The following is a 13,070-nucleotide window of genomic DNA, read 5'->3' as shown; positions in this document are numbered from 1 at the left end:
GAACCTCACGCACGGGAATTCCAATAGGCTGGCATTCTAATCTACAAATTGCGCTGAGCGAAGGTTTCGATTCGCATTAGCAAGAATGACTGTTTCATATTAGTCAAACCGGTTTGCAGGCAAGGGCGGGCCCGGCGATTTTGCGGCGGCACAGCACAACTTGCCTGACTTGTCGTATATTAAGGCTGCAAGACCTTCGAGCATCGATTTTTAAAGGGATTTTTCGCATTATGGAACACGACGTTATCGATACTCTGGTTTCACCGGAAGGCCGCCTGGACGTGCTCTCCAAGACTGAAGTCAACAAACTGCTCGACACCAGCCAGGGCGGCCTGTACAACACCTTCCGCCGCTGCGCGCTGGCGGTCTTGAATTGCGGCAGCACCATCGACGATGGCCGCGCCCTGCTGGAGCGCTACCAGTCGTTTGAAATCTCGATCATCCAGCGCGAGCGCGGCATCAAGCTCGACATCAAGGGCGCGCCGGCCATCGCCTTTGTCGACGGCAAGATGATCAAGGGCATCCACGAGCACCTGTTTGCCGTGCTGCGCGACATTATCTTCGTCAGCGATGAAGTGACGGGCAACCCGAAATTCGACTTGCAGAGCACGGAAGGCGTGACGGACGCCGTCTTCCACATCCTGCGCAACGCGAACGTGCTGCAAACCCAGCTCAACCCGAACCTGGTCGTGTGCTGGGGCGGGCACTCGATCAACCGCGCCGAATACAATTATTCGAAGGAAGTGGGCTACCAGCTGGGCTTGCGCGGCCTCGACATCTGCACCGGCTGCGGCCCCGGTGCCATGAAAGGCCCCATGAAGGGCGCCACCATCGGCCACGCCAAGCAGCGCCTGCACAATGGCCGCTACCTGGGCATCACGGAGCCGGGCATCATCGCGGCCGAGTCGCCGAACCCCATCGTCAATGACCTCGTCATCATGCCGGACATCGAAAAACGCCTGGAAGCGTTCGTGCGCGCCGGCCACGGCATCGTGGTCTTCCCTGGCGGCGCGGGCACGGCCGAAGAGATTTTGTACATCCTCGGCATCCTGCTGCACCCGGACAACGCCGAGATTCCCTTCCCGCTGATCTTCACGGGCCCGGAAACGTCGCGCGAATACTTCGTGCAGATCAACCAGTTTATCCACGACACCCTGGGCCCGGAAGCGCAGCAGCGCTACAAGATCATCATCGATGACCCGGAACTGGTGGCGCGCGAAATGCTCGAAGGCATACGCCAGGTGCGCGAATTCCGCAAGGCGCACAGCGACGCGTATTACTTCAATTGGCTGTTGAAGATCGACCACGAATTCCAGAAGCCGTTCCAGCCCACGCATGAAAACATGCGCAACCTGAGCCTGCACAAGAACCAGCCCACGCACTTGCTGGCGGCCCAGCTGCGCCGCGCGTTTTCGGGCGTGGTGGCGGGCAACGTCAAGGATGACGGCATCCGTTCGATCGAAAAGTACGGCAACTTCGAGATCCACGGCGACAAATCCATCGCCGGCCCCATGGATGCGCTGCTCGCGTCATTCGTGGCGCAGCACCGCATGAAACTGGCGGGTACGGCATACGTGCCGTGCTATACCGTCGTCCAGTAATTTTTTAGTCAGCGCCGCCCGTCCTCTGCGTTTGCCGGGGGAGGGTGGCGCTTTTCCATTGATGCACCCATCGTGTTCCTTCGCCGCCACAGGCAATCAAATCGCTTGCGTCAACGATTCGTGGGTGCTATCTTTGGAACCGGTTCCAAAATAAAAATATGCAGGTCAACAGGTAGTGGAGAACAAGCTTGGATTCAGTACGCGGCAGTAAAAAAACAGTTTCCGGCGAGCCGGCACGGCCCGTGACCATCGCCCAGGTGGCGCGCGAGGCAGGCGTGTCGAAGACGAGCGTGTCGCGCTTTCTCGGCGGCGAACTCGATGCCCTGTCCGAGAATATCCGCCAGCAGATCACCAGCACCATCGCGCGCCTCGGCTACCAGCCGAACCAGATGGCGCGCGGCCTCAAGCGGGGACGCACGCGCCTGATCGGCATGGTCGTGGCGGACATGCTCAATCCCTACACGGTGGCCGTGCTGCAAGGCGTGGAAGCGGCTTGCCAGCAGCATGGCTATACCCTGATTCTGTGTAACACAGGCAATGACGAACAGCGCGAACGCCAGTCGCTGGCCGCGCTGCGCTCGTATAGCGTGGAAGGGCTGATCGTCAACACGCAGGGGCGCAACATCGAGTCGTCCGACTTGCAGCAGGCGGGCATGCCCATCGTGCTGGTCGATCGCCGCATCGAGGGCGCCGATTTCGACCTCGTGGGCCTGGACAATGTGCAGGCGGGCCGGCTGGCCACCGCGCATCTGATCGAACAGGGTTTCGACGCCATCGCCTTCGTTGCGCCGCCCTTGACGGGCGTCAGTTCGCGCCTGATGCGCGCCGACGGTTTCCAGTCCGTGATGGCCGAGCATCCGGGCTGCGTGGGCGAAGTGCTGGCGGTGGACCTGGACGACCGGCCCGCCATCGACGCGCAGGTGCGGCTATGCCTGGCGCAATGGCGCGGCCGCCGCGTGGCGCTGCTGGCCTCGAACGGCATGGTGGCGCTGGAACTGGCACTGATGCTGCAGCGCCTCGCATTGCGCATGCCGCAGGACGTGGGCTTGCTGGGCTTTGACGAATTGCCATGGTCGCCGCTGGCCGGCTTGAGCACGATCGAGCAGCAGACGTACGAGATCGGCTTTTCCGCGATGACCTGCATGCTGTCGCGCCTGCAGGGCGAGCAATGCCCGCCGCGCGAGGTGCTGTTGCCTGGCAAGCTGATTGTGCGCAACTCCACCCGGGGCGGCGACTGACGGGGAAGAGGGCCTTGCCTTTTTTTTGGAAAGGTTATGGAACCGGTTTCATAGATTGTATGCAGCCAGGAAAGGGGCGTGGATAGACAGGCAGGGCAATGGTTGGCAAGAGCTTGAAAATAAGTTGAAACGACACGGCAAGAGACGAAATAAATCGTCCATTTGACAATATTCCCGGAAGTGCCTCGACGAGGCCGGCACCGGGATCACAGGAGACTGAGCATGAAGATGACGACACTGTTTTACGCGAAGATCGTGGCCTGCGCACTGGCAGCAACGTGCGCCCTCGGTGCGGCGGCCGACGCCGGCGCCCAGACGCTTGGCGACTTGATCAAGAAGGGCAAGCTGACCATCGGCGTGGTCAGCGGCACGCCGCCGTTTGGCAGCATCGACGCCAAGGGCGCGCCCGTCGGCTATGACGTCGATGTGGCCAACCTGATCGGCAAATACCTGAACCTGCCCGTGGAAATCGTCCCGCTGACGGCGCCGTCGCGCGTGCCGTCGCTGGAAGCGGGCAAGGTCGACTTCCTCGTGGCCACCCTGGCGCCCACGCCGGAACGGGCCAAGACCTTGATGTTCACGATGCCCTACAGCGCCTTCGAGCTGGCCATCGTCGCGCCGGTCGGCGGCAAATTCAAGGCCCTGGCCGACTTGAAGGGCAAGAAGGTGGGCGTGACGCGCGGCACCACGAATGACACGGCGCTGAGCCGCATGGCGCCGGCCGGCACCAGCATCGTGCGTTTCGAGGACGACGCCACCGTCACCCAGGCCTTGCTCAGCAAGCAGGTCGACGCCGTCTCGATTCCCAGCACGATGGCGCTCGACATCATCAAGACGCGCGGCGCCGGCAAGATCGAGGTCCGCTTCTCCTACTCGCTGCAACCGAACTCGATGGCCGTGCGCCGCGGCGACTTCGAGCTGCACCAGTGGCTCAACAACTTCATCTACTACGTCAAGCTGAACGGCGAACTCGATGCCATCGCTCGCAAGTGGAGCGGCGCGCCGCTGCCGGCGCTGCCGACCTTCTGATACCGCCACCCGCACAGCGATAGTGCTCGTCCGCACGGCGCGCCGCCACGGTGGCGCGACCGGGGACGCACACGTAGAAAGGAGTTGAGTATGCCGTATGAATTTCATTTCGAACTCGTCATGCAATCGCTGGACCGCCTGTTGTGGGGCGCGGCGCTGACGATACGCCTGAGCGCACTGTCCATGGTGCTGGGGCTGGCGGTGGGCGTGTGCGCCGCCGTCATCCTGAAGAACGGTCCCGCCTATGCCCGCGCGGTGGTGCGCGCCTATGTCGAGATCATCCGCAGCACGCCGTTCCTGGTGCAGCTGTTCATCATCTACTTCGGCTTGCCGTCGCTGGGCTTGCAGCTCGATGCGAACGGCGCCGCGCTCGTCGCCATGACGGTCAACCTGGGCGCCTATGCGACCGAGATCGTGCGCGCCGGCATCGGCGCCGTGCATCCGTCGCAGCTCGAGGCGGCGCAGGCGCTGGGCATGACGCGCTGGCAGGTGATGCGCCACGTGGTGCTGCTGCCGGCGCTGGAAAAAGTCTATCCGGCGCTGGCCAGCCAGTTCACCTTGATGATGCTGGCCTCGAGCGTCGTGTCGGCCATTTCCGCCGAAGAGCTGACTGCCGCCGCGCACCTGCTCGACTCGGAAACCTTCCGCAGCTTCGAGATCTACATCGTCGTGATGGTGCTGTACATCGTGCTGGCCCTGTTGTTCCGCTTCAGTTTCTGGGTATTGGGCCAGATCGTTTTCAAACGCCGCCGCCGTCTGGGCGCGGTGCGCATGGGAGCATGACATGATCAGTGACTTTTCCTGGGATAACCTGCAGTTCCTGCTCGAGGCCACGCGCTGGACCATCGGCCTGTCGCTGATCGTCTTCATCACGGGCGGCATCGCCGGCTTCGCGGTGGCGCTGCTGCGCACGGCGCGCAGCCCCTTCCTGCGTTTCATCAGCGCCCTGTACATCCAGCTGGTCCAGGGCACGCCCGTGCTGATCGTGCTGTTCCTGACCTATTACGGCCTGGCCCTGTTCGGCTACAAGCTGTCGCCGGTCATCGCGGCCGGCGCGGCGATGACGATCTTTGCCAGCGCCTACCTGGGCGAGATCTGGCGCGGCTGCATCGAAGGCGTGCAGCGGCAGCAGTGGGAAGCGTCGGCCGCGCTGGCGCTGAACCGCTACCAGCAGCTGCGCTACGTCATCCTGCCGCAGGCGCTGCGCCATTCGCTGCCGCCGACCGTGGGCTTCATGGTGCAGATCATCAAGAACACTTCGATCACCTCGATCATCGGCGTGGTGGAACTGACGCGGGCAGGGCAACTGGTCAGCAATGCGACCTTCCTGCCGTTCATCGTCTTCCCCATCGTCGCCCTGATCTACTTCGCGATGTGCTATCCGCTGTCGCGCTACAGCCATTCACTGGAAAGGAAATTCCATGCCCATCGTTGAAATCGACAATATCAGCAAGAGCTTCGGCGCCAATCACGTGCTCAAGGGCGTGTCGTTCGCCGTCGAGCGGGGCCAGGTGATCGCCGTGATCGGCCGCAGCGGCTCCGGCAAGAGCACCATGCTGCGCTGTATCAACGGCCTGGAAACCATCGACAGCGGCAGCATCGTCGTGGCCGGCCACACGCTGACGGCACGCCAGGAACACCTGCTCGACTTGCGCAAGGATGTCGGCATGGTCTTCCAGAGCTACAACCTGTTCCCCCATCTGACCGTGGAAGAAAACGTCATGCTGGCGCCGCGCATCGTCAAGAAGGTGCCCGACGCCCAAGGCCGCGCCACGGCGCTGCGCGTGCTCAAGCAGGTGGGTCTGGACCACAAGCGCGAGTCCTATCCCGAGCAGCTGTCGGGCGGCCAGCAGCAGCGCGTGGCGATCGCCCGTTCGCTGGCGATGGAGCCACAAGTGATGCTGTTCGACGAAGTGACGTCGGCGCTGGACCCGGAACTGACGCAGGAAGTGCTGAAGGTGATGGAAGAGCTGGCGCAGGCTGGCATGACGATGCTGCTGGTGACGCACGAGATGGAGTTCGCGCGGCGCATGGCCGACGTCACCGTCTTCATGCACCAGGGATTGGTGTGGGAAAGCGGGCCGTCGGAAGCCTTTTTCAGCAATCCGCAAACACCCGAAGCGCGCCAGTTCGTTGGCGCGGGAGCGATCAAGTGAGCCCCGTCCTGGTGGCGGCGTCGGCCTACGGCGCAAGCAGGGTGAGGCAGCTGGGGCAAAGCCATTTCATCGACGTGGTGGCCGATGCGGGCGGTGCCGGCATCGAGATCCGCCGCGAATTGTTCACCTCCGACTTGCCGGACCTGGCGCGCATGGGCGCGGCGGTGGCCGCGCGCGGCCTGTACTGCGTGTATTCCACGCCCATCGAATTGTGGGGCGAGGACGGATTGCTGCAGCACGAGCTGCTGCGGCAGATGCTGGACGAGGCGGCGCGCCTGGGCGCGCGCTACCTGAAGGTGTCGCTGGGCCACTACCCGGCCGCTCCGGAGCTGCCGGCCTTGAAGGCGCAGCTGGAGGCCGCGTCCGTGGCGCTGCTGGTGGAAAACGACCAGACGGCCCATGGCGGCAAACTGGCGACGATGGCGCGCTTCCTGGCGGCGGCGCACGAGCTCGGGTTGCCCGTGGGGCTGACCTTCGATATCGGCAACTGGCGCTGGGTGGGCGAGGACGCGCAGCAGGCGGCGCGCCTGCTGGCGCCGTATGTGCGCTATGTCCACTGCAAGGCGGTTCTTGACGACGGAGGGCGGCTGTCCGCCTGCGCCGTTTCCGAAGCCGATCCCACTTGGCGCGCAGCCTTCGCGCATTTTGCGCCGGGCGTGCAGCGGGCCATCGAATTCCCGCTCGAGGGCGCCGACCTGGTGGCCGAAACGGGCCGCTACATTCAGATACTGGAGGCCGCATGATGAAGCTCGACGTTGTTACCTACGGCGAGGCGATGGCGATGTTCGTTGCCGAGCAAACGGGCGACCTTGCAACCGTGGCGCACTTTACGCGCCGCCTGGCCGGCGCCGAGACGAATGTCGCCATCGGCCTGGCGCGCCTGGGCTTGAGAGTCGGCTGGCTGAGCCGCGTGGGCGACGACTCGTTCGGCCGCTTCATCCGCGCCAGCGTGCAGGCCGAGGGCGTCGATTGCAGCCGCGTCGTTGCCGTCGCCGGCCAGTCCAGCGGTTTCCTGCTCAAGGAGAAGGCCGAGAACGGCGCCGATCCGCTGGTCGAATACTTCCGCAAGGGTTCCGCCGCCAGCCGGCTGGCGCCCGAACACTTCGACCCCGCCTATTTCCTGTCCGCGCGCCACTTGCACGCCACGGGCGTGGCCGCGGCGCTGTCCGAGACCAGCCTGGCGTTCGCCAGCCAGGCGCTCGATTTCATGCGCGCCAACGGCCGCAGCGTATCGTTCGACCCGAACCTGCGGCCCTCGCTGTGGCCGTCGCAAGCCGTCATGGTGGAACAGATCAACCGTCTTGCCGCCAAGGCGGACTGGGTGCTGCCCGGCCTGGGGGAGGGAAAAATCCTCACCGGCCACGACTTGCCGCACGACGTCGCCGGCTTTTATCTGCAGCAGGGCGCGCGCCTGGTGGTCATCAAGCTGGGCGCCGAGGGCGCCTATTACCGCACGGCCGATGGCGACAGCGGCATGGTGGCGGGCGAGCGCGTGGCCAACGTGGTCGACACGGTGGGCGCCGGCGACGGCTTCGCGGCCGGCCTGGTCAGCGCCTTGCTGGAAGGCTTGCCGCTGGCGCAGGCGGTAGGGCGCGGTAACCGGGTCGGCGCCTTCGCCATCCAGGTGGCCGGCGACATGGAAGGCTTGCCGACCCGCGCCCAGCTCGACGCGCTGGTCCCATCTTGAAACGTACAGGGGAAACACTCGTGAAAAAACATGTGGTTGTCTATAAAAAGCTGGCCGAACCGCTGCTGGCGCGCCTGCGCGCCGAATGCGAGGTGACGTATTTCGAGGCGATCGACGCGGGCAACCGCGCCGCGTTCGCCGCCGCCATCCGCGGCGCGCACGGTTTGCTGGGCGCCAGCGTGCGCCTGGACCGCGAACTGCTGGACCCGGCCCTTGACCTGCGCATCATTTCCACCATTTCCGTGGGTGTCGACCAGTTCGACGTCGATTACCTGCGCGAACGTGGCATCTTGCTGGCCAATACGCCGGACGTGCTGACGGAAACGACGGCCGACACGATCTTCGCGCTGATCCTCGCCAGCGCGCGGCGCGTCGTCGAACTGGCCGAATTCGTCAAGGCCGGGCGCTGGACGCGCAGCGTGGGCGAGAGCCAGTACGGCGTCAACGTGCACGGCAAGACCATCGGCATGCTGGGCATGGGCCGCATCGGCCGCGCCGTCGCCCGCCGCGCCGCGCTGGGCTTCGGCATGCAGGTGCTGTACGTGAATGGCGAGGCGGTGCCCGAGGTGGAGGCGGCGCTGGGCGCGCGCCAGGTGGCGCTCGACGACCTGCTGGCCGGCTCCGATTTCGTCTGCGTGGTGCTGCCGCTGACGGCGCAGACGGAACGCATTATGGGCCGGCGCGAGTTCGCGCTGATGCGCCCCGGCGCCATCTTCATCAACGGTTCGCGCGGGCGCATCGTCGACGAGGCGGCGCTGATCGAGGCGCTGCAGCAGGGCGTCATCCACGGCGCAGGTCTCGACGTGTTCGAGCGCGAACCGCTGGCGCCGGACAATCCGCTGCCGCACATGGCCAACGTGGTGGCGCTGCCGCATATCGGCTCGGCCACGCATGAAACGCGCTACGCCATGGCGCAGCAAGCCGTGGACAACCTGCTGGCCGGCCTGCGCGGCGAGCGTCCGCGCCACCTGGTCGGCCAAGAACAGTATCCACAGACAGGGAAAAAATGAAGAATAAGGTAGCAAGAGCAATCATCATCGGCGCGGGCGCTTGCGGCGGCCTGTGTAGCGCGCAGTCGAACGTGACCATGTACGGCATCGCGGACCTGGGCGTGGTATCCGAGAACGGCGGCCCCGGCGGCAGGGTGCTCAAGCTGACGAGCGGCATCGCCAACGGTTCGCGGATCGGCTTCAAGGGCAGCGAAGACCTGGGCGGCGGCACGACGGCGATATTTACCTTCGATGCGGGCATCCTGGCCGACACGGGCGCTTCGGCCCAGGGCGGCCTGCTGTTCGGGCGCCAGGCCTTCGTCGGCCTCGCCGGCCCGGCGGGCACACTGCGGCTGGGCCGCCAGTACACGTTCATCGACAGCAGCCTCGGGGCGCTGGATCCGTTTTACCTGGGTTTTGCGGGCAGGATAAGCAACGTCTTCACGGCCGGCTACATCAGCCGGGTCGACAACAGCATCACCTACAGCTCGCCCGTGCGCGGCGGCCTTTCCGGCGAACTGGCGTACGGCTTCGGCGAAGTGCCCGGCGATGCGTCGGCCAAACGCTACGCGGGCGCGGCGGCCACCTATGCCAGCGGGCCGCTGTATTTGCGCATGGCGCACCAGGACGCCAATACGCTGTCGACCGCGCAGGTGGCGGGCAGGGCGCGCAACACGGTGCTGGGCGCCACCTGGGACTTCGGCATCGTCAAGGCGCATGGCGCCGTTGCCGTCAGCAAGAGCACGGCGGGCGCCGCCACCACGGTCGACAGCGCGGACCTGATGCTGGGCGCCACGGTGCCGGTGGGCCCGCACAGAGTCCTGTTCTCGTACGTGCGGCGCGACGACCGGCGCGCCGCCAACGGCGACGCTACCCAGATCGGCATCGGCTACACCTACGCGCTGTCGAAACGCAGCACCTTGTATGCGGCCTACGCGCACATCGACAACCGTAACGGCGCCGCCTATGTGGTGGGCAACGCTACCGACAACGGCACCGGCAACCAGGCCTGGAACCTCGGCCTGCGCCACCCTTTTTAAGGGAGAATCGAATGAAGAAAATCGGATGGATACTGGTTGGCGCCAGCACCGTGGCGCGCGAATGGATGGTCGACGCAATCGACCAGCAGGGCGATGCCGAAGTGCTGGCCGTGGTCAGCCGCGATGCCGCGCGCGGCGCCGCCTTTGCCGAACAATTCGGCATCGCCGCCAGCTACACGGACCTCGATGCGGCGCTCGCGCATCCGGGCGCGGACGCCGTGTATATCAGCACCACCAACGAGTTGCACATGGCGCAGACCTTGCAGGCGGCGCGCGCCGGCAAGCACGTGCTGTGCGAGAAGCCGCTGGCGCTGAACCTGGACGATGCCCGCCGCATGGTCGACAGCTGCGCCGAAGCGGGCGTGGTGCTGGGAATTAACCACCACCTGCGCAACGCGGCCAGTCACGGCAAGGTGCGCGAGCTGATACGCGCGGGCGAGATTGGCCAGCCCCTGTATGGCCGCGTGCTGCACGCGAACAACCTGCCGCAGCACCTGCGCGGCTGGCGCCTGGACGCGCCGGGGTCGGGCGGCGTCACGCTCGACATGTTCGTGCACGATGTCGATACCTTGCGCTTCCTGCTCGACTCTGAACCGCGCCACGTCACCGCTTGCGCCACCAGCGGCGGCATGACGGTGGCCGGGCTGGAAGAGGGCCTGATGGCCGTCATCGAGTTCGACAACGGCGCCCTGGTGCAGGTGCACGATGCGTTCAATGCGCCGTATTCGCTGTCCGGCGTGGAAATCATCGGCACCAAGGGCACCATCTTCGCCACCGGCGTGATGACGCAGCGCCCCGTCGGCACCATCAGTCTGACGCGCGATGGCGGCAGCATCGATATCCCCGTCGAGCATGAAAACCTGTACGTGCGCTCGGTGCGCGCCTTCCAGCGCGCCATGCGCGGCGAAGGGCAGCCGGCCGCCACGGGCGACGACGGCATGCGTGCGCTGGCCACGGCATTGGCGGCGCAGCAGGCCAGCCGCAGCCACCAGCGCGTGACCCTGGCCGGCTGATAGCAGGCCGCATCAGTAAAAAAAGCCGCCTGATTAAAAAATCAGGCGGCTTCTTGTCGGCTTGCGTCCGTGATTACTCTTCGCGGCGTAAATGCGGGAACAGCAGCACGTCGCGGATGTTCGGCGAATCCGTGATGATCATCATCAGGCGGTCGATGCCGATGCCGCAGCCGCCGGCTGGCGGCATGCCGTATTCCAGCGCGCGGATGTAGTCGGCGTCGTAGAACATCGCCTCTTCATCGCCGGCGTCCTTGGCGGCCACTTGCGCCAGGAAGCGGGCCGACTGGTCTTCCGCGTCGTTCAGCTCGGAGAAGCCGTTGGCGATCTCGCGGCCCACCATGAACAATTCAAAACGTTCGGTGATGCCGGCCACCGTGTCGGAAGCGCGTGCCAGTGGCGACACTTCGACCGGGTAGTCGATGATGTAGGTCGGTTCCCACAGCTGCGCTTCAGCCGTCTCTTCGAACAGCGCCAGTTGCAGCGCGCCCAGGCCGGCCGTGGCGAACGGCTTGACGCCGAATTTCTTCAGCTCTTCCTTGATGAAGTCCGCATCGTTCAGCTGCTCCGGCTTGTAGCCCGGCGCGTACTTGTTGATCGCTTCGACGATGGTCAGGCGGTGGAATGGTTTTGCCAGGTCCAGCTCGCGGCCGCCGTAGGTCAGGGTGGCGGTGCCGTGCGCATCGATGGCGGCCTGGCGGATGACGGCTTCCGTGAAGTCCATCAGCCATTTGTAGTCGGTGTAGGCCGCGTAGAATTCCATCATCGTGAATTCAGGATTGTGACGGATCGACACGCCTTCGTTGCGGAAGTTGCGGTTGATCTCGAACACGCGGTCGAAGCCGCCGACGACCAGGCGCTTCAGGTACAGCTCGGGCGCGATACGCAGGAACATCTGCATGTCCAGCGCATTGTGGTGCGTGATGAACGGCTTGGCCGCCGCGCCGCCAGGGATCGTGTGCAGCATCGGCGTTTCCACTTCCATGAACTCGTTCTTTTCCATGAAGCGGCGGATCGACGAGATGGCGGCGGTACGCGCCTTGAAGGTGCGGCGCGTTTCCGCATTCATGATCAGATCGACGTAGCGCTGGCGGTACTTCGTTTCCTGATCGGCCAGGCCGTGGAATTTGTTTGGCAACGGGCGCAGCGACTTGGTGATCAGGCGCAGTTCCGACACCTTGATGGTCAGTTCGTCCGTCTTGGTCTTGAACAGCGTGCCCGTCACGCCCAGGATATCGCCCAGGTCATAGTGGTGCAGGGCGGCCATGGCCGCTTCGCCGGTCAGGTCCAAGGTGGCGTAGATCTGGATGCGGCCGTCGGCTTTCGGGCCGGAAGCGTCCTGCAGGGTGGCGAAAGCGGCTTTCTTGCCCGCTTCGCGCTTGAACATCATGCGGCCGGCCAGCACCACGGTGACAGGTTCGGCTTCCAGCTCTTCGCGCGTCTTGATGCCGTATTGTGCGTGCAGATCGGCCGCCTTGTGCTCGGGGCGGAAATCGTTCGGGAAGGCGACGCCTTGTTCGCGCAGTGCTGCCAGCTTGACGCGGCGCTCGGCGATGATCTTGTTTTCATCGGGTGCGGCGGCTTGTTCTTGGATATCCGTAGTCATGGTGTTCTTCGTTGGTGATTATTGATGATGTGGTGCCAGCGCTGGCGCCACGCTGGCAAACAGTGCGTCGACGTCGAGTGCGGAGAAATCCGGCACGATGGCAATGACGTTGTCGAAGGCGGCAAATGCTTCGGCCGGCAGGGTGGTGGTGAGCACCACGACGCGCATGCCGGCACGGCGCGCCGCTTCCACGCCCAGGGGCGCGTCTTCAAAGACGATGCAGTTGTGCGGCAGCGCGCCGGCCAGCAGCGCGCCTTTCAGGAAAACGTCCGGGTGCGGCTTGCCCCGTTCCACGTCGGCGGCGCCGACGATGGCGTCGAAGCGGTGGCGCAGGTCCAGGCCGTCGAGCGTGAACGCGATGTTTTCGGCCGGCGCGGCCGTGCCGACCACCAGCCCGACGCCAGCCTGACGCGCGCTGGCGATCAGCCGGTCGAAACCGGCGACTGTCGCCAGGTGCGGGCCATACAGTTCGCGGTAGACGACTTCCTTTTCAGCCAGCAGGGTGACGTGGTCGGCTTCCTCGCCCAGGTATTTGGCGATGATTTCATGCCCCTGCCGTCCTGCCGTGTCGCGGAAAAAGGCGTCCGCATCCAGCGCATGGCCGTGGCGTTCAAAGAACGCCAGCCACGACGTCGTGTGGAAGGCCATGTTGTCGACGATCGTGCCATCCATGTCGAACAGAAAGGCGCGCTGCGCTGGAGCGGATGTATTCAT

The 13,070-nt window shown here is 64.8% G+C and carries 13 protein-coding genes; 11 read left to right on the top strand and 2 right to left on the bottom strand.

What is annotated here, in order from left to right; genetic code table 11:
* Nucleotides 1-230 precede the first annotated feature (230 nt).
* The 11 genes from ppnN to MRBLMS1_RS02695 all read left to right on the top strand — a co-directional run bounded on the left by ppnN (nt 231) and on the right by MRBLMS1_RS02695 (nt 10,753).
* A complete protein-coding gene (gene ppnN / locus MRBLMS1_RS02745; RefSeq protein ID WP_046683005.1) occupies nt 231-1,601 on the top strand; it encodes a nucleotide 5'-monophosphate nucleosidase PpnN in 1,371 nt (456 codons plus the stop codon).
* Between the two features lie 188 nt (nt 1,602-1,789).
* Entirely contained in the window at nt 1,790-2,839 is a 1,050-nt protein-coding gene (locus tag MRBLMS1_RS02740) for a LacI family DNA-binding transcriptional regulator (protein WP_485877662.1), read from the top strand.
* Between the two features lie 222 nt (nt 2,840-3,061).
* Nucleotides 3,062-3,868, top strand: a complete 807-nt coding sequence (locus tag MRBLMS1_RS02735; protein ID WP_485877660.1) for a transporter substrate-binding domain-containing protein — start codon at nt 3,062-3,064, stop codon at nt 3,866-3,868.
* A gap of 90 nt (nt 3,869-3,958) precedes the next feature.
* A complete protein-coding gene (locus MRBLMS1_RS02730; RefSeq protein ID WP_485877658.1) occupies nt 3,959-4,651 on the top strand; it encodes an amino acid ABC transporter permease in 693 nt (230 codons plus the stop codon).
* Between the two features lies 1 nt (nt 4,652).
* Nucleotides 4,653-5,303: an amino acid ABC transporter permease gene (locus tag MRBLMS1_RS02725; protein ID WP_034755387.1), complete on the top strand. Its 651-nt coding sequence runs from the start codon at nt 4,653-4,655 to the stop codon at nt 5,301-5,303.
* The gene (locus MRBLMS1_RS02720) at nt 5,290-6,024 is read left to right on the top strand and encodes an amino acid ABC transporter ATP-binding protein (protein WP_070304995.1); all 735 of its coding nucleotides are present in this window, start codon (nt 5,290-5,292) and stop codon (nt 6,022-6,024) included. Before MRBLMS1_RS02725 ends, MRBLMS1_RS02720 begins: the two co-directional genes overlap by 14 nt.
* The gene (locus MRBLMS1_RS02715) at nt 6,021-6,767 is read left to right on the top strand and encodes a sugar phosphate isomerase/epimerase family protein (RefSeq protein WP_485877656.1); all 747 of its coding nucleotides are present in this window, start codon (nt 6,021-6,023) and stop codon (nt 6,765-6,767) included. The genes MRBLMS1_RS02720 and MRBLMS1_RS02715 overlap by 4 nt, the downstream gene beginning before the upstream one ends.
* A complete protein-coding gene (locus MRBLMS1_RS02710) occupies nt 6,764-7,711 on the top strand; it encodes a sugar kinase (protein WP_139089556.1) in 948 nt (315 codons plus the stop codon). The genes MRBLMS1_RS02715 and MRBLMS1_RS02710 overlap by 4 nt, the downstream gene beginning before the upstream one ends.
* A gap of 20 nt (nt 7,712-7,731) precedes the next feature.
* A complete protein-coding gene (locus tag MRBLMS1_RS02705; RefSeq protein ID WP_139089555.1) occupies nt 7,732-8,721 on the top strand; it encodes a 2-hydroxyacid dehydrogenase in 990 nt (329 codons plus the stop codon).
* The gene (locus tag MRBLMS1_RS02700; protein WP_485877655.1) at nt 8,718-9,740 is read left to right on the top strand and encodes a porin; all 1,023 of its coding nucleotides are present in this window, start codon (nt 8,718-8,720) and stop codon (nt 9,738-9,740) included. Before MRBLMS1_RS02705 ends, MRBLMS1_RS02700 begins: the two co-directional genes overlap by 4 nt.
* An 11-nt stretch (nt 9,741-9,751) precedes the next feature.
* On the top strand, nt 9,752-10,753 hold the full coding sequence (locus MRBLMS1_RS02695) for a Gfo/Idh/MocA family protein (protein WP_485877654.1): 1,002 nt from the start codon (nt 9,752-9,754) through the stop codon (nt 10,751-10,753).
* Between the two features lie 73 nt (nt 10,754-10,826).
* Here MRBLMS1_RS02695 and lysS read toward each other — a convergent pair whose 3' ends face one another.
* Nucleotides 10,827-12,356: a lysine--tRNA ligase gene (gene lysS, locus MRBLMS1_RS02690; RefSeq protein ID WP_485877652.1), complete on the bottom strand. Its 1,530-nt coding sequence runs from the start codon at nt 12,354-12,356 to the stop codon at nt 10,827-10,829.
* Between the two features lie 18 nt (nt 12,357-12,374).
* Entirely contained in the window at nt 12,375-13,070 is a 696-nt protein-coding gene (locus MRBLMS1_RS02685) for an HAD family hydrolase (protein WP_485877650.1), read from the bottom strand.

Source organism: Massilia sp. LMS1-1-1.1 (assembly GCF_040815535.1).
Lineage (GTDB): Bacteria > Pseudomonadota > Gammaproteobacteria > Burkholderiales > Burkholderiaceae_D > Janthinobacterium > Janthinobacterium aestuarii.
Note: the sequence above shows the minus strand (reverse complement) of the source record. Positions and strands in the feature narration are given on the sequence as shown.

Bases quoted from the DNA above. Each gene is read 5' to 3' on its own strand.
- ppnN (WP_046683005.1), top strand. From the start codon at position 231: ATGGAACACGACGTTATCGATACTCTGGTTTCACCGGAAGGCCGCCTG.
- MRBLMS1_RS02735 (WP_485877660.1), top strand. From the start codon at position 3,062: ATGAAGATGACGACACTGTTTTACGCGAAGATCGTGGCCTGCGCACTG.
- MRBLMS1_RS02730 (WP_485877658.1), top strand. From the start codon at position 3,959: ATGCCGTATGAATTTCATTTCGAACTCGTCATGCAATCGCTGGACCGC.
- MRBLMS1_RS02725 (WP_034755387.1), top strand. From the start codon at position 4,653: ATGATCAGTGACTTTTCCTGGGATAACCTGCAGTTCCTGCTCGAGGCC.
- MRBLMS1_RS02720 (WP_070304995.1), top strand. From the start codon at position 5,290: ATGCCCATCGTTGAAATCGACAATATCAGCAAGAGCTTCGGCGCCAAT.
- MRBLMS1_RS02710 (WP_139089556.1), top strand. From the start codon at position 6,764: ATGATGAAGCTCGACGTTGTTACCTACGGCGAGGCGATGGCGATGTTC.
- MRBLMS1_RS02700 (WP_485877655.1), top strand. From the start codon at position 8,718: ATGAAGAATAAGGTAGCAAGAGCAATCATCATCGGCGCGGGCGCTTGC.
- MRBLMS1_RS02695 (WP_485877654.1), top strand. From the start codon at position 9,752: ATGAAGAAAATCGGATGGATACTGGTTGGCGCCAGCACCGTGGCGCGC.
- lysS (WP_485877652.1), bottom strand. From the start codon at position 12,356: ATGACTACGGATATCCAAGAACAAGCCGCCGCACCCGATGAAAACAAG.
- MRBLMS1_RS02685 (WP_485877650.1), bottom strand. From the start codon at position 13,070: ATGAATACATCCGCTCCAGCGCAGCGCGCCTTTCTGTTCGACATGGAT.